This is a genomic window from Lentimicrobiaceae bacterium, from assembly GCA_028697555.1.
GTDB lineage: Bacteria > Bacteroidota > Bacteroidia > Bacteroidales > UBA4417 > UBA4417.
Genome location: JAQVEX010000030.1, coordinates 1 through 19,597 on the forward strand (window position 1 = coordinate 1; position 19,597 = coordinate 19,597).

Consider the following 19,597-nt stretch of genomic DNA (forward strand, 5'->3'; position numbering starts at 1 on the left):
ATTATCTATATTTGCTGAGGGCAGGCTACGGAAAGAAACATTTGGTAAACCGAAAACCGTATTGGGGGGGGGTGGAGGTTCGGTTTTTCTACTACGGAGGACTAACGGCGGCTTTTGAGCGTCCTGTTAACTTGTATATAGCCTATTATACCAGCATTGGCGATATTGTTTATTACGATTTGAAATTAGAAAGATACGACCCCAAAAGGCATTTTACTTACGTTTCTACAGCCGAAAACTGTGATATTGCAGGCGGAGGTCCTATTTTAAGCGGATTTGATAAAATTAAAATCAGACCCGGTGCATATACTCGCTTGGGTTTTAATTTTGAATTCAGCAAGTATAACAATATAATAAGAGCTTTGGAAATAGGTGTTATGGTTGATGTTTTACCAATGGGGACACAGATAATGGCTTTTAAAGATCCGTCGTGGTTTTTTATCAACGGATACTTTAGTTTTCATTTCGGAAGTAGATACAACTAAGAATGAACAAGACAGTCATTCTGCTCAAAAGAGAATGATTTTTTTATTTCCACAAATTTAATTCACAACAAACAATTTGGAATAAACTTGCTTACCACAGCGTATTTTCAACAAATAAGTGCCATTTGGTAGCGTTGAAACATTAACCAAATCGGTGTTTTTGTACGATGCAAGCTTTTTGCCTAATAGATTGTAAATCGCAACTTCTTCAATTTCGTTGGTATTAATACCACTAATTTTCAAATAATCGCTTGTTGGATTTGGATATATAGAAAATTCGGATTTTTGTGTGCCAACCGAACTATATCCTACATCAACCAATATGCAATTTTTCTCCGAAGTGCAATTATTGTAAACAGCTTCAATGCAATACTCCTGCTGCCCGAAATAAATATTCTCGTCGGTATATGCCGAAATAGGAGTGTAGTTAAGCAATGTATCATTACGCAAAACGTTAAATCCGGTTGGAGCGCTGTCGCCAGAGCTAGGTGCAATGTGGGCTTTTATGCAAACATTAAAATTAAAATTTGCACCTGCTTGTTCATAAATGCTTATCCATACATTGTTCGGATTTAAGTATATGTCGCCTTTACCAACAACGGCAGGACCTGCATCAACTCCCACGGGGAAGCCACCACCACTTTGAGCACGATAACCAAAGTAATAAGTAGAATTTTCCTCAATAACCACCGGATCTAAGAGTGTAAAAGTATTATACTGTTCAATAATAAAATGTTCTACGGGTTGACTTGCAACAACTTCTAATACACCGTTGGTTTTTTTCCAAACTTTAACAGTGTAGTTACAATGAAAACTCTCATTAGGTACAAAAGATATTTTTACCACGCTGTAGCCAACGTAGTCAACTAAGTCTTCAGGCTCAAACTTATGACCAACAGTAAAATCAATACCTGCACCAATGGCATTATTGTCATATTCCCCACTGTGCGATAAACTAACTTGTCCAGGAACGTTCCAGCTAAGGTTTATTTTATCTCCTTTCTGGTAATACTGTAAATTTGAAACAGAATCGCATTCTGCAATTATTGCGTTAGTGCTTTTATTATTTAATTGTATACACTCTATTTCCTGTGCATTACAGAAAAAAGCAATAACAATAAGGGTTAAGATAAGTGTAATGTTTTTCATAATCGTATGGTTTTAATGTTTTACCAAAGGTAAAGAAATCTTACAAACAAGCAAATTTTTTGCACATTATTTTTTCTTTAAGTAAAATATTATCAAACACTTAAACGTAGGAACACTGTTGTTTGAAGCCTACTTTTTTGTAAAACTATTTGCTACTTGTTTTGATATGCAGTTTAATCTTTTTCGTAGCCCAATCGTAGTGGCTTGAAGTTGCCGAAACGCAATACGAGCCGAGTGTTGTTGTTCCAGTCCAAGCAAATACGCCTTTTGCAAAAAGCTCGTCATTGGAAAATTTATCAATCAACTCCATGACTTTTTTATGGCTATCTTTGAGTAAATTCTTTGCATTATTCAATTGCGTATTTTGATGCTTTTTCCAAAACTCTACATTCATTAAAGAATAGGTTTTCCAATTGTACGGTTCCGGCAGAAATGGTATTGCTTTTCCACCGTTGCTGTTGGCTTTTATCCAAGTAATCAACAAATTATGCCATTCGTACAGGTGAACAAGCACATCGCGTAGGTTTTTGTCCCTGCCCCAATGTGATTCCTTACCTGCTGTAGCCATTTCGTTGCTAAATGTGGCATTCTGTTGTTTTTCGCTCATTGTTTCTATGAGTTTCCACATCTTTTCAAATTGTTCATTTGCCGCAGTTGTCAAATCTGCTTTTGTCGTTGGTCTTGCCATGGCTATTTAATTATTTTATTTACGCTTTGTATAAACGCCTTGCGAAAAAAGAACTAAAACAAATCAACCAAATTGTCGTCAACCAAGTTGGGTATTGTAATAATTAAGTTTTTATTTTGTTGCATTGCACGTTTTATAGCAAAGGTTGCACCTTCGTTTCTAGCCCAGTTGCGTCGTGCTATACCGTTGTTAACGTCCCAATAAAGCATTTGTTCAAGTCGCTCGTCGGCTTCTTTACTTCCGTCGAGTACAAGTCCGAAACCTCCGTTAATAACTTCTCCCCAGCCAACGCCGCCGCCGTTGTGCAAGCTAATCCAGGTAGCGCCTCTGAAAGCATCTCCTACAAAATTGTGTACAGCCATATCGGCGGTAAATTGCGAGCCGTCGTATATGTTCGATGTTTCTCTAAATGGCGAATCGGTTCCCGAAACATCGTGGTGGTCGCGACCCAAAACAACGGGAGCTGTAAGTCTTCCTTCTCTTATTGCTTTGTTAAAAGCCTGTGCTATTTTGGTTCTACCTTCGCAATCGGCGTAAAGTATTCTGGCTTGCGAACCCACAACCAACTTGTTTTGCTTAGCTTCTTTTATCCATTTGATATTGTCTTGCATTTGTTGCATTATCTCTTTTGGAGCGGTTTTGGCAATATCAATCAGCACTTCCATAGCCAATTTGTCGGTAAGTTCAAGGTCAGCCGGATTTGCCGAAGTGCACACCCAGCGGAACGGACCGAAACCGTAATCGAAACACATTGGTCCCATAATATCCTCGACGTACGAAGGATATTTGAACCTGTGTTCGTCTTTCATAATATCGGCTCCGGCACGCGAGCTTTCTAGTAAAAATGCATTTCCGTAGTCGAAGAAGTACATACCTCTATCGGTAAGTTTGTTAATGGCGTTTACCTGACGAACCAAAGAATTTTGTACAAGTTTTTTAAATTCTTCGGGCTGCTTAGCCATCATTTGTTTTGCTTCTTCAAAACTAACTTCGGCAGGGTAGTATCCGCCAGCCCATGGGTTGTGCAGCGATGTTTGGTCAGAGCCCAATTCCACTTCAATATCGGAGTTTGCCAATGCTTCCCACAAGTCGACAACATTGCCCTGATAAGCGAGAGCAACGCTTTCTTTATTACTTTTTGCCTCTCTAATTCTATCTAACAACTTATTCAAATCGGTGAATACTTCATCAACCCAGCCCTGTTTATATCGTTTTTCAACGGCTTTCGGATTAATTTCGGCGATAACTCCAACAACTCCCGCAATAACCGATGCTTTTCCCTGAGCACCCGACATGCCTCCCAATCCGGAGCTTACAAACAACTTACCTCCCAAGTCGGAATCGCCTTTGCTAATCATTCTTCCTGCATTAAGTACCGTAATGGTAGTGCCGTGCACAATACCTTGCGGTCCGATGTACATATACGAGCCGGCGGTCATTTGTCCGTATTGCGTTACACCCAAAGCGTTAAACCTTTCCCAATCGTCTTGTTTAGAGTAGTTGGGTATCATCATTCCGTTGGTAACCACAACGCGTGGGGCATTTTTATGCGATGGGAAAATTCCCAACGGATGTCCGGAATACATTACCAATGTTTGTTCGTCGGTAATCTGACTCAAATATTGCATAGTAAGCAGATACTGAGCCCAGTTTTGAAACACAGCACCATTGCCGCCGTAGGTAATAAGCTCGTGCGGATGTTGTGCAACAGCCGGGTCTAAATTGTTTTGTATCATGTGCATTATTGCAGCTGCCTGCTTAGATTTTGCAGGGTATTCGTCAATCGGACGTGCGTACATTTCATAATCGGGACGAAATCTGTACATATATATTCTGCCGTATTGTTTCAATTCGTCGGCAAATTCTTTTGCTAAAACAGCATGGTGTTTCTTGTCGAAATATCTGAGAGCGTTACGCAGTGCAAGCTGTTTTTCTTCCTTACTTAAAATATCTTTTCTAATAGGAGCATGGTTAACGCTATTGTCGTATGGTTCTGCTTCGGGCAAAGTATCGCCTATGCCTCTAATAATGGCTTCTTTAAACTCGGTATTTGTCATAATCAGTAATTTTTTTGCAAATTTAATTACTTTTATTTGGAAAATAAAGTTAATCTAAAAAAGATTGAGTGTAAAATTGATGGAAATATTGTCTTTAAACGAATCGAAAGCGTAGTGACCTAATCTGTAATAAGCTCCAATACCGACCGAACTGAAAGATGAGCAAAGCACTTTGTTAAGTCTGAGACCGACTTCGTAAAATCCCTTTTCGTACGAATTAATTTCTACGCCTTTGTGGTTGGAGTCGGGCGAAGCGTATCCGTATCCGAAATTAAAATGAAACGAAGGTGTAGGTCTTATCAGCTTTGATTTTAGCAGCGATTTGTTTGTATTGTGGCTTATGAAAAACGAAACAAAACGCGTTGATGTAAATTCATTGTAACGCATGGTATTAAACGAATTATCGGAAAAAAGAAAATAATTGGAGTACGAAGCATCTGCGTTGTACAAATTAACGTAAGGTGTTTTTCCTATAATGTAACCCGATTTTACGGTAAAGTCGGTTACTGCCAGCAGTTTATGTTTCTTTCTTGCCTGTGCCATTAGCTCTATGCGTTGATAGTTGGTACGCTCGGCAAATAGATTCTGTCCGAATGTGTACGCCAAACAAACCGAATTAGCATCGTCAGTTTTCACAATGGAATTGCTTACGGCAGAATTTTTACCAAATCTGAATATCGTACCAATCGTGGCTTCACTAAACTTAAATAAATTTACCGATGCCTGAACATTTTGGTTTGTACCTACGATGTACGAATAATCGTACAAAGGACTTTTAATAGTATGTTTCAAATCGACGAATGCGGAAACCTTACGTGTAATCATGCTTTCGGTTTTAATTCTGTACATTTTGAATTTGTCCATTCTGTCCAACATATAATTGCGATAATTGCCTCTAAAGCCACTGATATCAAACATATCCGAAATAATTCCGGTTTCGTAAACATCGTTTTTATATTGCAGTGAAATTTTTGTACGATATTTCGGTATAAGGTTAAAATCGAAGTTGCCGCCGTATTTTGTGGCTTCGTCTTTAAATCCGTAAGCTACGTAGCCTCCTAAGCTAAATCTTTTCGACAATTTTGATGTTGTAGAAATATGAGCTCCAAGTCTCCAGCCCTCGTACTTATTGTAGCCGATAAGGTCGAACAAATGAAGTTGAAAATATTTTATGGGAATAGTGCCGTTGGCAAGATGCACCATAACCGAAAGATATCTATCTAAATTTGCCTCTTCGCCAATACTATCAATGACTTGGTACGTTTTTTTCTCCTTTGCGTTTAGCGGGATATTTCTATATTCTTCCCAAGTGCTATCGCATAATGTTTTATAGTTCTGATTTATTTCCGTTTCAACAATGCCAAAGTCGCTGTTTTGCAGGTTTGGTTTTAGGTTAATATCATTAATATAACTTTTTCCAACCGCTTTAATTTTAAATCTTTCTTTGTTGTGAACCATCAGTTCCAATGTGTTGAAAGTGATTTCGGTATTAAGTTGAGACGGAAACCAAACATTTGAGTCGATTATTTGGTTAAGTTGCTGAATTTCTGCGTGATATGTGCTGTCTATGTTAGACGCTTTTGCAATAATACTCCTTATTGCGTAATTGTTTGAACTTATTGATAGTAAGCCATTTAGCGAGTTAAAATTGGAGTTAAGCAAAGGTCGAAATGAAATGATAAAAGTTGTGTCGTATGGTGGCGTTTCTACAATAGTATCCTGAATTTCGAAATAGTATCGCTTAAATGTTGATTTGCTTATAGGATTGATGTAATCGACGCCTAGAATTGTAACGGGCTCTTTGTAAAATGAAGTTGCAAGCATTTTTTGCAGCGACAAAATAAATAACGGATTTTTCAATCCCGAAACCTTAGATGCAACTACTTGGTACTGATTTTTTTGCGGATATTTATATAAGCGTTTATTAACCGATTCTATCAAAAACAAGTATTGCGAATTAAGGATAGAACGCATTTTTTGATATGCGGTGTCAAATCTAAGGCTATCAATATTCGGCAACGAATCGTTTTCGGGAGCAAAAAACATTCTTTCGTAGGTGCTATATTCAAATTCGGGCAGGTTTTCGTAGTTGTTTTTATCACGATTTTCAACAACTTTGGATATAATTTTATTTGCCGGATTTTCTTTCGGGGTAACAATAAGGCTTTCTAAGTAGGTTGTAGAAGGTGACATCAAAATATTTTTATTTTTCTTTACTTGTTCGACATCAAGTCTTATTGTTTTGTAACCCACGTAACTAAATGTGAGATTTAAAATGGGAGTATTGCTTTTGAGTAAAAATTTCCCGTCAATATCGGTAATACCGCCGTTTTGCCCATCGTTTATTCTGATATTTGCAAAAGGCAAACCCTCTTTTGTCAGGCTATCTATAACCGTTCCTTTTATGCTGTATGTTTGACCGTACGACGTGCAGAATAATATTAACAGACAAAATAATGAGCTTAAATATTTGATATTCTTACTCATAGCTGTAATTTGAGTTAATGGCAATTTTACGGTCGTAACTAAAATGTTTTTTCGAGACTTTTATAGACGGTGGCGTCTGGCGGCGTTTCCATTCACTGATTTTAACAAGTCTAACAATTCTTTTTACCGTACCTTCATTGTATCCTTGTGAGATTATTTCGCTGATGCTACTGTTGTTTTCAATGAATTGGTACAAAATAGCATCCAACACGTCGTAATTTGGTAAGGAATCGCTGTCTTTTTGGTCGTCTCTAAGTTCAGCTGACGGTGGTTTTGTGATAGTATTTTGCGGAATTATTTCTTTGTTTCTGTTGATATAATTTGCAAGTTTATAGACCTGCGTTTTATAAACATCGCCGAGCACTGACATAGCTCCGCATGTATCGCCGTACATAGTGCCGTACCCAACAGCCGATTCGCTTTTGTTGGAAGTGTTGAGCAGTAGATAGTTGTGTTTGTTTGCCAATGCCATCAGGTAAACCATTCTTATTCTAGCCTGAATGTTTTCTTCGGTAACGTCGAAGGGTTTGTTTTGAAACAAGGGTGTAAGATTTTGCAAAAAAGAATTGTACGTATCTTTTATGCTGATAATATCGTATTTGCCACCTAAGTTATTGGCTAGGTCAATAGCATCTTTTATCGAGTGTTCGGTCGAAAATTCCGAAGGTAGCAACACGCCGTAAACGTTTTCAATTCCAATAGCTTCGGCAGCCAAAGCGTAAACAACAGCTGAATCTAATCCGCCGGAAAGTCCCAAAATACAACGTGTTTGTTTGGTTTTGTAGAAATAGTCTCTTATTGCAGTTACTAAAGCGTCGTGTATAAGCTCTATATCGCTAGTATGGTAAGAGTTTCGGGTTGTTTGCTCAAAACGGTTTTTGTCTTCATCAAAAAGCACATAATCAACATCCGATTCAAACAGCTTGAGTTTTATTGCAGTTTCGCCGTTTGTATTCATTGCAAACGAACCACCATGATAAACAAATTCGGTTTGAGCTCCGCAACTGTTGATTTTTATGTAAGGAGCAATTAAATTTCCATTAATATTGTTTTCCGTTTCCAAATACGTTTCGTATTCAAATGGTTTTATTCCAACGTTTACAACCAATACATTTTTGTTGGTTTTAACTTTATCTTCAATAAGTTGTTTGTTATGGGTATTATTTGGGTCGGAAAAAACAACGACAAGTTCGGTATTATTTATAAAAATATTTTCTTTAATGGTTTCAGAATTGTTCCCAAAAATGGAATTTTCATCAAAAGCAGACACAAAATCCGAAATCGGTTTGTTTGCAACTTTCGTTACCGACTTATTTTTTACATAATACACCGAATTATAAATTTCATTACCCTCAACCGATGGACAACCAATAATAGCAGATATTGTATCGCATTGTTGTGCTATCATTTTTAAGCTATCCTGACTTTTTACAATAAAATCCTTGCGTTTTGCAAGAGAATAAATAGGAGTTCCGCAGACAGCCATTTCCGGAAAAACAACCAAATCGGCGTTATTTTTCTTACACTTTTCTATTGTGCTAATAATCAAATCACTATTATAAGCGAAATCACCTATAATGTAGTTTAATTGGGCTAATGCTATCTTAATCATGGTATTATTTGTATAAATAAAAAAGTTTATAGTGAAAATTCCACTATAAACTTTTAGATATTGTAGGTAAGTGAAATTTTCTTATCAGAATAAAACAAAGGCTTCCACTCCAAAGAAGTTAGGAGCACCTTTTTCTTTTTCATTATCCAAAAATTTGTTGCGTCCGCTAAGAATATCGGTAAAGCCGTTGTTGTAAATAATGCTAAGTCCTAACCTTGTGCCACCCGGCAGTTCGTATTCGGCTCCGGCTCCAATTATAAGCGATTCGCGAATAAAGAAAATGTCTTTATATCTTTTTTTATCACCAAATTCGCCGTCGTTTATTGCTTCTTCAGTCTTAGCTCCCAAATTGAAAGCTGTACCTAATCCTATTTGTCCGAAGTAATAAAAACCACTTATCCTATTGGTACGCATTTTAAGAGTTATAGGTATTTCAAAAAACTTTAAATTATAATTACGATGCAACATTGTGTCTGTGCCGTACGGGAATATTAATTTGCCGCCATTGAAAAGCATATTAAATCCGGTTGCTAAACTGTGATTTTCAGAGAAATTTATTTCGGTAACAAAACCCCAAGCAGCTCCTAATTTGCCGCCATCCGATTCGTATTTGTCAACATTGGGGCGAATCCATGAAATGTTGGGACCTGCTTTAAGTCCGAAGTGAAGTGGCTTAAACTGAGCTTGAGCAGTTGCTATAACAGCCAAAAGCGCTAAAAGCAATAAAAATCTTGTTCTCATAGTATGTATATTTCTTTTTTTTGTTGATTTTCAGCAAAAGTACAATAAATTTGGAATAACGTTATAAATTATTTTAATAATGATGTTTTATAGCAATTTAGTACTTTTGTGAACGTTATAATTTCAACTTAAATGTAGTGAGCCAAATTACTAAGTGGTCTGTTACCGAAATGAGAAAATCGTCTAACGCCAAGTAAAAACATTCAAAAATGAAGAGAAAAATTTTGTTGTCAGTCGCGGTTGTTGCAGTGCTATTGGTTGGCTGTAAAAAGAATACAAATGAGCAAAAGATAGAAATAAGCAGATACGAAAAAGCTATTTTTAGCATTGACCCCAAAAATGTGAAACAAGATTTAAGTGCGCTGTTTCCTGAATATGAAGTGTTTTTGGGGCACGATTACATGGATACCAATAATATTTTGCGTATTTATAATTTTATTACCGACCCCGAAATATCTAACATTTACGAAACAACAATGGAAGTTTACCCCGATTTAGATTTTTTGGAAGCTGAATTAGGTGCGGTATTTAATAACATTAAGAAGTATTATCCCGATTTTACTGTGCCCAAAGTTTATACATACGTTTCGGGTTTAGATTTGGAGAATCCTGTAATATACTTTGATACAACGCTCATCATCGCTTTGGATTTGTTTTTGGGCGATACTCAAGAAGTGTACCTAAAGGCAGGTATTCCACAGTACAAAATCAACAGATTGACAAAAGACCACATTTTACCCCAATGCGCTGTCGCTATTGCCGACAACTACATTAAAACACCTGATAAAAATAACACTTTACTCGATTTAATGCTGTTGGCAGGAAAAGAGATGTATTTTTTAGATGCAGCATTGCCAATGGTTGCACCTGAATATAAAATAGGTTTCACAAAGCAGCAGTGGGAATGGGCAGAAGCAAATGAAAAAAACATTTGGCGACTGCTTATTCAGGAGCAACTATTATACTCCACAAACCGAAGAGCAATAGTTAAATTTATGTCTGATGCACCGTTTACCAAAGGTATGGACGAAGCTGCACCGGCTAGATTAGGTGTGTATATTGGATGGAAAATTATAAATAGTTACATGAAAACAAACAATTCGGTTAGTTTAAGCGATATTATGAACAACACCGATTCGCAAAATATTTTAAACCAATCGGGATATAAACCTTAATGTACTGATAACTTGAAATTTTATTACTTCATATCAAAAAGGTATCTATTCTCAAAGAAATCGAGAAATATTATAAATATTATTACTCTCATTTCTACCATTAGTATTGCTGTTGGAGCTGCCGCAATGGTAATAGTAGTAAGTGTTTTCAATGGTTTTATGAATCTTGTTGAAGATACTTTATCGGAGTTTGATCCGGATTTAAAAATTGTTCCCAAAACAGGAAAGGTAATTTATACCGATTCAATCGATTATGAAAGTATAATTCATATTGATGGAGTTGCATCTGTATACAGTGTTATTGAAGAAAACGCCATATTGAGATACAACGATAAACAAAGCGTTTCGACAATAAAAGGTGTTGACTATACGTACCTAAGCGGAATACTGACTGATTCTAATAATTTTGTTGGAGAACGAATTTTGCAATATGAAGATTTAAACTTCGGCGTGTTAGGAATAGGACTAGCATTCAATTTAGATGTCGACATATACAATCCTCAAAAGAGCGTGTCTATCCACATTCCTAAACGAACGGGTAATGTCTCGTACAATCCCGAACAAGCATTCAATTCGGGTTACGTTATTCCTGTCGGCATTTTCAGAGTAAAACCCGAATTTGACGAAAAGTACATTTTTGTACCTATCGAGCTTGCTAAAGAGCTTTTGGAGTTCGACGAACAAGTGAGTCATATCGAGCTTATGTTAGATGAAAACGCTAACGTAAAAAAAATCAAAAAACAGTTATCGCAACTTATCCCAAATGTAGTTGTAAAAGACAAATATCAGCAGCAAGAAACGGTTTACAAGATGATGAAATCGGAGAAATTTGTAGTGCTGCTAATTCTTATTTTTATAGTCGTGGTCGCATCGTTTAGCGCCATAGGTTCGCTGACAATGCTTATAGTTGAAAAGGAAAAAGACATAAATACTTTGAGCTATATTGGAGCAACTCAAAACGATATAAAAAAGACCTTCTTTTTAGAAGGAGTGATGATAAATTCGCTTGGGGCTGTGGTAGGTGTCGTGTTAGGACTAATCGTATGTTTCTTGCAAAGTACATTCGGATTGGTAAAACTGCAAGGAGCGGAATCTTTTATAATAGATAATTATCCTGTTCATGTTATGTTTTCCGACGTACTTCTAATATTAGTTATAGTCGCTATAATTGGAGTAATAATGGCATGGATACCCACCCGAAAAATCAGGTACAAATAAATATCAAAAAGTATATCATTTTTGTGAAGAAAAATGTACTTTTGTCCATTCCATAACGAATCCTTATAACAATAAATTAACTACAATGAAAAACTTAATTTCAGTAATTTCAAAAATTACAATTCTAACCGTGTTTTTGATGTTCGGATACAGTGCGAGTAGTACTTCTGTGGTAAAGCATTTAATTCCCGGAGTCCCAAACACATTTTCGGTTACTATCAACGAATTCGACAAAATTCAAACATTTAGTACGCTAAACGAGCTAAACGTTAATTTTATTAATGTTGGCAACGGGCATTTTGTTGAAATTTCGGCTGACGAATACACTAAAACAAATATTGTTGGAAATCCGCAATTGCCGGTTATTTCTAAACTGATAGAAATTCCAACGGGTGGCAGACCGGTTGTTACCGTTAAAAGTTACGAAGTTCAGGAATATAAACTTTCCGACTTAGGTATCAACGATATGCTACTTCCTGTTCAACCGCCGCAACCCAAAAGTGGCGACCCTGTCCCTTTTACAATTAATATGGAAGTCTACTCCAACAACGAATTTTATTCCGAAGAACTTGCCAGAGTTGAAGTAAACGGATATTTGCGCTCAACGCAATTGGCTAATTTAATTATTTCTCCGGTTCAGTACAACCCTGTAACCAACACTATTAGAGTAATAAATAATATTATTGTAGATGTTGATTTTGAAGGAGCTAATTATCAGGCAACACAAGAACTTAAACTTAAAACAAGGTCGCCGTATTTCGATAATTTCTCATACAGAACATTGAATCCCATTTCAATAGCTTCTACCAGAGATACTTTATCGAAAGTGCCGGTTAAGTACGTTATCGTTTCCGATCCAATGTTCAAAGATCAGTTAAAACCGTTTGTAAATTGGAAAACAAAAAAAGGTTTTAAAGTGATAGAAGCCTACACCAACGACCCACAGGTGGGTAACAGTTTTAATTCCATTAAAAATTATTTAAAAGGATTGTACCAATCGGCAACAGTTAACGACCCGGCACCAACATTTGTTTTATTTGTCGGCGACGTTGATCAAATACCTGCTTATAACTGCGGACAGCACTACTCCGATTTATACTACTGCGAGTACTCAAACGACTACATGCCCGAAGTTTATTACGGAAGATTTTCGGCTAACAATCCAGGCGAATTACAGCCTCAAATTGATAAAACTTTAATGCACGAACAATATTTGATGCCTGACCCAAGCTACTTAAACGAAGCGGTTATGATAGCAGGAAATGACGCATCGCACTCTCAAAAATGGGGCAACGGTCAGATTAATTATGGCACAACTTACTACTTCAACGAAGAGCATGGTATTCTTTCGCATACATATTTGCAACCAGAGCCTTCAGGAGCAAACTATTCGCAAAGCATTAGAGACAACATCAGTAATGGAGTGTGTTATGCAAACTATACTGCTCACGGCAATATCGATGGTTGGGACAATCCGGCATTTAAAATTAGCCATATCCCATCTCTTCAAAATTACGGTAAATATCCTTTAATGGTAGGTAACTGTTGTTTAACCAACGTGTATAATCAACATACATTTGGCGAAGCATTGCTACGTGCCGAAGATAAGGGCGCCATAGGTTACATTGGAGCATCAAACAGTACTTATTGGGACGAAGATTATTGGTGGGGTGTAGGATTTGGTACGGTATCGGCTAATGCTACATACGAAGCTACAGGATTGGGTGCTTACGATAGAACATTCCACGACCACGGCGAACCCAGAAGCGAATGGTATGCTACTATGGAGCAAATGACTTTTGCAGGTTTGCTGGCAGTTCAAGAGTCAAATTCATCGATGAAAAAATATTATTGGGAAGTATACTGCTTAATGGGCGATCCTTCTGTAATGATGTACTTTTCCGAGCCACCGGCTATGTCGTACTCAGCTTTGCCTTTGTTACCTTTAGGACATCAAAGTTTTGAAATTCAAACAGAACCCTACGCTTATGTTGCAATTACTCGAAACAACGTAATATACGGTGTTGCCGAAGCAGATGAATCAGGTTTGGCTGTTGTCAACCTCAATCCGATAACAATACCCGGATATGTAAATGTTGTTATGACAAAACAAAACTTCCAGCCATATATCGATAGCGTTATGGTTGCATCACCCGAGGGGGCATATTTATTTCTAAGTAATTATCAGTTTACCGATACGGCAGGCAACAACAACCAAATACTCGAATATGACGAAATTATTTCGGTTAACCTAACGTATAATAACTACGGCAACCAAAGTGCTGTAAATGCTGTTTCAACTCTTACTACAAATAACCCATACGTCGAAATATTAACTCCTTCGTACACATGGAGCAATATTCCAAGCAATGGAGCATCAACCGCTTACAGTGCATTTAATATTGAGTTAAAAGATGGAATTCCGGATATGACCCAGTTAGTATTTAATTTGGTTACCACTTTCGATACATCTACCTTTGAAACACAACTTTATGGCACCGTACAAGCGCCTACAGTTACAAATTTAGATTTCATTTTCGATGATGCTACATACGGCAACGGCAACGGACAATTTGACCCGGGTGAAACAATTATTATAAAACAACCGGTAACTAACCAGGGACATTGTCCTACGGGAGAAGTTACAAGCCAGTTGTTTATTTTTGATAACGATTTAATTACGATTAACGAAGGAATTAATATTCTTCCAGCTCTAAATCCATCCGATACAGATACTGCTACTTTTAGCATTACCATAGGAAATGGAGTTCAAATTGGAACTAATTTCACTTTGTACATTACTTCTCATTCGGGAATGTACAGCGATATAACAACTGTAATTCCTCAAATTGGAAGTCAATTTGAAGACTTTGAAACAGGAAACTTTTCAAAATTCAATTGGGAAATGGCAGACGTACCATTTGTAATTTCAAATCAAAATCCGCATGCCGGAAGCTATAGTGCTAAATCGGGTACAATCGGCAACAACGGAAAAAGTACAATGTATTTGAAAGGTAATGTTTTACAAGACGACCAGATCAGTTTTTATGTTAAAACAGGAACTCAAGCTGGTTTCGACTTTTTAAACTTTTATATTGATTCTGTTTTGGTTAAAAGTTGGAGTGGAGTAACACCGTGGCAATATTACACCTGCAATGTGAGCTCAGGAAATCACACTTTCAGATGGTCGTACGAGAAAAACGAAAACACTTTGGTACAGCCCGATGCAGTTTGGGTCGACGATATTCAGTTTCCTCCTATGGGACAAAGTTCAAGTTCGGCACTTTCGGTTAATGTATTGGCTTCGCCGGATTCAACCTGTGCAGGTAATTCTACTCAATTATATGCTTTTGCTTCCGGCGGAGCTACTCAGTATATGTACGAATGGTCTCCTGCAGAATCTTTAAGCAATCCTAATGTGTTTAACCCTGTCGCTACTCCGTTACAAACAACTACTTATACGGTTGTGGTAAAATCAGGTATAGAAAACATAACAAAAACTTTAAGTGTTACTGTTTCGCCCGGACCCGATGCACCGATTATTCACGAACAAGGTGCCGATTTAGTTTCAAGCTATGCAACAGGCAACCAGTGGTACAATTTAGACGGAATTATACCCGGAGCAACGCAACAAACTTATACACCTACAAATACCAATAGCTATTACTGCGTTTACACCGACGAAAACGGCTGTGTTTCTGTGCCGTCAAATATTATTACAGTTTTGTTCCAAAGTGTCGGTAAAGTTTTTGAAAATAAAGTATCAGTATATCCAAATCCTTTAAACAATATTTTACATGTTGATTTTTCGTTGAAAACAAACGATGATATTTCAATAATGCTATACAATGCCATAGGAACCAAAGTAAAACAAGTGAATATTGGAGACAAATCGGCTGGAAATCATGTTGTAGATATTGATGTTAGCGATTTGGCATCAGGTATTTACATGTGTAAAGTGATTTTTGGAAACAATTACAGTAAAACCATTAAAATAATAAAACGATAAAACAACTAATAAAATAATCACATCTAAACAATAACTAAATGAACTACATGAAGTCAATTAAATTAGTATTACTGTTAGTGGTGTTGTACGCCACACAAGTTTTTGCAGCTGGCGACTGGACACCAATAAGCTCGTCCACGCCAAAGGCTTCTCAAACAACTTTAATATCCGAACAAGAAGATAATATTACTATTTCCTTTAAAGTTGACGGTTTTTATCTTAATACCGTTAAAACTCAACTTGGAGATGCTTCGGTAATCACTCTTCCAAATTCAGCACCTATACAGGAAGCACATCAACCCGATTTGCCAAAGCTATCTACTTCTGTTATTATTCCGGATTTAGCTTTAATGGACATAGAAGTTGTGTCTTCTTCTTATGTTGAATTTGAAAATATTAATATTGCTCCTTCAAAAGGTGTTTTAACAAGAGATATCAACCCTGCAACTGTTCCTTATACCTACGGTAGAGCCTACCAAACCGACCAGTTTTATCCTAACACTTTATCAGGATTAGACAGACCTTTTATCATTAGAGACGTTCGCGGACAGCACGTACAAGTTTATCCTTTCCAGTATAACCCTATTACTAAAGTGTTGAGAGTATACAACGAAATTGTTGTCAGAGTGTATAAAGTAAACGATAAGGGCGAAAATCCTCTTATCAGAACAAGTAACTCCAACAAAGTGGTAAGCGAATTTTACAACATATATGAGAGTGTATTTTTAAACAATCCTGTTCAAGATTACACTCCTGTCGAAGAAGAAGGCAATATGCTTATTATTTCGCATCCTACATTTATGCAAGCCATGCAGCCTTTTATCGATTGGAAAACCATAAAAGGTACAAAGGTTGAGATGGTTGATGTTTCAACTATTGGTACAACAGCAAATCAAATAAAGGATTACGTTGTTAATTATTACAACACTACCGGCTTGGCATTCTTGTTACTTGTTGGCGATGCTCCGCAAATTCCTACAATGAAAGGTGGCGACCTTGGCGGACCTTCTGACCCGGCATATGGTTACATTGTTGGTAACGACCATTATATTGATATTTTGGTAGGAAGATTTTCCGCCGAAACAGTTGATCATGTTACAACCATGGTTGAAAGAATTGTAGAATATGAAAAATATCCCAACACAAGTATTGATTGGTTTACAAGTGGTATTGGTATAGCTTCACGAGAAGGAACCGGCGATAACGGTGAATACGACTGGCAACATATGCGTCATATCCGCGATGATTTGATGGGCTACACATATACCGACGTAGCCGAACTATATGAAGGTAGCCAAGGTGGACAAGATGCACCCGGCGACCCAACTCCTTCAATGGTAGCTGATGAGGTAAATGAAGGAGCTTCCATTATCAATTATGTGGGACATGGTGGTACAACATCTTGGGTTACTAGCGGCTTCTCAAATAGCCATGTTCAAAATTTAACCAACAATAACAAATATCCATTTGTATGGAGTGTAGCATGTGTTAACGGAGAATTTGAAAATACAACATGTTTTGCCGAAGCCTGGACAAGAGCAAAAAATGCAAATGGACCAACCGGAGCTCTCGGTTTTCTCGGATCAACAATTAACCAAAGTTGGAATTCGCCTATGTGCGGACAAGACGAAATGGTTGATATTTTGGTTGAATCGTACAGTAACAATATAAAAAGAACTTACGGCGGATTATCTTTTAACGGAATGTTTAAGATGATTGAAAAATATGGATCGGACGGTAGAGATATGGCTGATACATGGCTACTCTTTGGCGACCCCTCAGTTGTTGTGAGAACAGCAATGCCTACGGCTATGACTGTCAATCATGCTGCACAATTGTTTATGGGTGAGTCTTCCTTTACTGTTAATACCATCGAAAATGGAGCCAAAGTAGCTCTTAGTGTTGACAATCAGTTGGTAGGCGTTACAACTGTGAATAATGGTTCGGCTGTTCTTTATTTCCAACCGTTTACAATGCCCGATACAATTACTATTGTTGTTACCAAATACAACCGCTTGCCTTATATAGCTAAAGTTCCTATTATTCCTAATACAGGTCCTTATTTGATATACAACTCTTGCACTGTTAGCGATCTACAAGGCAATAACAATAGCTTAGCTGAATATGGAGAAACAATTAGTCTTAACCTTACTCTTGTTAATATAGGAGTTTTAGATTCGGAAAATACTACTATTACAATTCAAAGCAACGACCAGTATGTTGATATCACTAATCCAACAGCTACAGGTATTAACTTCCCATCGGGTGATACGCTTACCGTTGAAAATGCTTTCGAAATAGTTTTAAGCAACAATTTGCCAAACTTGCACAATATTCCTTTCTCGTACACTGCTACCGACGGAGCAGAGTCGTGGAACGGTTCGTTTAGTATTACGGGACATGCCGGTGTTTTAAATCTTAATTCATACACAATCAACGATTCGCAAAATGGCAACAACAACGGTATGGTTAATGCAGGCGAAGAAGTTATTCTTAATATTACCCTCAGAAACAACGGTTCTTCAGCTATTTACAATGCTTTCAACCAAATATCCGTCAACGATCCTTATTTGAGCGTTGTGGGAAGTCCTGTTAGAGAATACGGCGATTTACAACCCGGCGAAAGCAAAACACAAGGTTATGTTGTTAAAGCTGCCGACGATACTCCGCTTGGACATACTGCTCAGGTAGATATGCTTGCCAACGCCGATTTAGACTACATTATGATAGATAATATAATGCTTCCTATCGGACAAATACCTGTTGCTATTATCGATCTTGACGGTAACAAAAATTCAGGCTCATTTATTAAACAAGCTCTTAACGACAACAATATTCATCCTGTTTATACAACTGCTTTTCCAACCAACTTATCTAAATACCAAACTCTGTTTGTTTGTTTGGGTGTAAATACCAACAGACATATATTAACGAGTGCTCAAGGTCAGTTGTTAGCCGATTTTCTTAATAACGGCGGAAATCTGTACATGGAAGGTGGCGATACTTGGAAAAAAGATCCTAAAACAGCAGTTCATAATATGTTTAAAGCTATGGGAGTTGTTGATGGTAGTAACGATTTAGCTACCCAGATAGGCGAAAGCGTAGCGTTTACAGCAGGTCTTATTATGGATTATAACGGCGATAATGAATTTATCGATCATATTGCTGCCTATAATGGAAGTTTCAACATGTTTAAAAATAGCAGTCCATTATACTTTACTGCTGTGGGCAACGATGATGTTTCGTATAAAACCATAGCCTCTGTTTTTGAATTTGGTGGTTTAGTCGATGGAGAAGGCGATAATACCAAAGCCGAATATATGAGAAGAATTGTTGAGTTTTTTGAAATAACAGCACATGTTTATACTGCTAACTTTGTTGGTACGCCAATTATAGTTCCTATGGAAACCACTGTTAATTTCAACGATTTATCTTCGCAAAGCACAACATCTTGGCAATGGACATTTGAAGGCGGTATACCGGCTACAAGTACCGAGCAAAACCCAACAGTAACGTACAATGAAGTCGGTGTTTATGATGTTACTCTTATTGTATCGAACGGAACAGAAACAGACACATTATACAAGCAAGATTACATTGATGTTAGAGATTTTTCGGTATGCGAAATTGATAACATGATGGCTGAAATTTATCCAAATCCGGCTACCAATTTTGTGAAAATTAAATTTAACGGAGCATTAGATAAAGCCGATATCGTTATAGTTAACATGCTAGGACAAAAAGTATATCAAGCTATTGATATACCAACAAATACCGAATTGGTATTGGATATTACATCTTGGAATAGCGGTGTTTACTTTGTAAATGTTTATGCCAATAACAAGCGTTCGCTGCTTAAGTTTAGCGTCAAGTAGTTCGTAAAAGTCTTATTAAAAAAAGGGTTGCCGAAAACTAAGGCAACCCTTTTTTGTTACGTGGTTTTGATGGCTGTTAGCCTTTAGCCCTTAGCTATTGG

The 19,597-nt window shown here is 37.2% G+C and carries 11 protein-coding genes; 5 read left to right on the forward strand and 6 right to left on the reverse strand.

Annotated features, from left to right (window positions below):
* Positions 1-485 (forward strand): hypothetical protein (locus PHP31_06085; protein MDD3738844.1); only part of this gene is annotated, 485 nt, incomplete at its 5' end.
* 57 nt (positions 486-542) lie between these two features.
* Here PHP31_06085 and PHP31_06090 read toward each other — a convergent pair.
* From PHP31_06090 to PHP31_06115, 6 genes are all read right to left on the reverse strand, one after another.
* Positions 543-1,634: a T9SS type A sorting domain-containing protein gene (locus tag PHP31_06090; GenBank protein MDD3738845.1), complete on the reverse strand. Its 1,092-nt coding sequence runs from the start codon at positions 1,632-1,634 to the stop codon at positions 543-545.
* A gap of 145 nt (positions 1,635-1,779) precedes the next feature.
* The gene (locus tag PHP31_06095) at positions 1,780-2,322 is read right to left on the reverse strand and encodes a ClbS/DfsB family four-helix bundle protein (protein ID MDD3738846.1); all 543 of its coding nucleotides are present in this window, start codon (positions 2,320-2,322) and stop codon (positions 1,780-1,782) included.
* A gap of 53 nt (positions 2,323-2,375) precedes the next feature.
* Complete coding sequence (locus PHP31_06100; GenBank protein MDD3738847.1) at positions 2,376-4,379, reverse strand: urocanate hydratase; 2,004 nt, start codon at positions 4,377-4,379, stop codon at positions 2,376-2,378.
* A gap of 54 nt (positions 4,380-4,433) precedes the next feature.
* Positions 4,434-6,866: a DUF5686 family protein gene (locus PHP31_06105; GenBank protein ID MDD3738848.1), complete on the reverse strand. Its 2,433-nt coding sequence runs from the start codon at positions 6,864-6,866 to the stop codon at positions 4,434-4,436.
* Positions 6,859-8,478: an NAD+ synthase gene (locus tag PHP31_06110; GenBank protein MDD3738849.1), complete on the reverse strand. Its 1,620-nt coding sequence runs from the start codon at positions 8,476-8,478 to the stop codon at positions 6,859-6,861. The genes PHP31_06105 and PHP31_06110 overlap by 8 nt, the downstream gene beginning before the upstream one ends.
* An 84-nt stretch (positions 8,479-8,562) precedes the next feature.
* Positions 8,563-9,219, reverse strand: a complete 657-nt coding sequence (locus tag PHP31_06115; GenBank protein MDD3738850.1) for a porin family protein — start codon at positions 9,217-9,219, stop codon at positions 8,563-8,565.
* A 209-nt stretch (positions 9,220-9,428) separates the two neighbouring features.
* Here PHP31_06115 and PHP31_06120 point away from each other — a divergent pair, with 209 nt between their 5' ends.
* From PHP31_06120 to PHP31_06135, 4 genes are all read left to right on the forward strand, one after another.
* Positions 9,429-10,394, forward strand: a complete 966-nt coding sequence (locus PHP31_06120; protein ID MDD3738851.1) for a hypothetical protein — start codon at positions 9,429-9,431, stop codon at positions 10,392-10,394.
* A gap of 12 nt (positions 10,395-10,406) precedes the next feature.
* Positions 10,407-11,612, forward strand: a complete 1,206-nt coding sequence (locus PHP31_06125) for an FtsX-like permease family protein (GenBank protein ID MDD3738852.1) — start codon at positions 10,407-10,409, stop codon at positions 11,610-11,612.
* An 85-nt stretch (positions 11,613-11,697) separates the two neighbouring features.
* The gene (locus tag PHP31_06130) at positions 11,698-15,621 is read left to right on the forward strand and encodes a C25 family cysteine peptidase (protein ID MDD3738853.1); all 3,924 of its coding nucleotides are present in this window, start codon (positions 11,698-11,700) and stop codon (positions 15,619-15,621) included.
* 47 nt (positions 15,622-15,668) lie between these two features.
* The gene (locus tag PHP31_06135; protein ID MDD3738854.1) at positions 15,669-19,496 is read left to right on the forward strand and encodes a C25 family cysteine peptidase; all 3,828 of its coding nucleotides are present in this window, start codon (positions 15,669-15,671) and stop codon (positions 19,494-19,496) included.
* Positions 19,497-19,597: the final 101 nt, after the last annotated feature.

What these genes read in the sequence shown, in the direction of transcription:
- PHP31_06090 (MDD3738845.1), bottom strand. Translation starts at nt 1,634, where the DNA reads ATGAAAAACATTACACTTATCTTAACCCTTATTGTTATTGCTTTTTTC.
- PHP31_06095 (MDD3738846.1), bottom strand. Translation starts at nt 2,322, where the DNA reads ATGGCAAGACCAACGACAAAAGCAGATTTGACAACTGCGGCAAATGAA.
- PHP31_06100 (MDD3738847.1), bottom strand. Translation starts at nt 4,379, where the DNA reads ATGACAAATACCGAGTTTAAAGAAGCCATTATTAGAGGCATAGGCGAT.
- PHP31_06105 (MDD3738848.1), bottom strand. Translation starts at nt 6,866, where the DNA reads ATGAGTAAGAATATCAAATATTTAAGCTCATTATTTTGTCTGTTAATA.
- PHP31_06110 (MDD3738849.1), bottom strand. Translation starts at nt 8,478, where the DNA reads ATGATTAAGATAGCATTAGCCCAATTAAACTACATTATAGGTGATTTC.
- PHP31_06115 (MDD3738850.1), bottom strand. Translation starts at nt 9,219, where the DNA reads ATGAGAACAAGATTTTTATTGCTTTTAGCGCTTTTGGCTGTTATAGCA.
- PHP31_06120 (MDD3738851.1), top strand. Translation starts at nt 9,429, where the DNA reads ATGAAGAGAAAAATTTTGTTGTCAGTCGCGGTTGTTGCAGTGCTATTG.
- PHP31_06130 (MDD3738853.1), top strand. Translation starts at nt 11,698, where the DNA reads ATGAAAAACTTAATTTCAGTAATTTCAAAAATTACAATTCTAACCGTG.
- PHP31_06135 (MDD3738854.1), top strand. Translation starts at nt 15,669, where the DNA reads ATGAAGTCAATTAAATTAGTATTACTGTTAGTGGTGTTGTACGCCACA.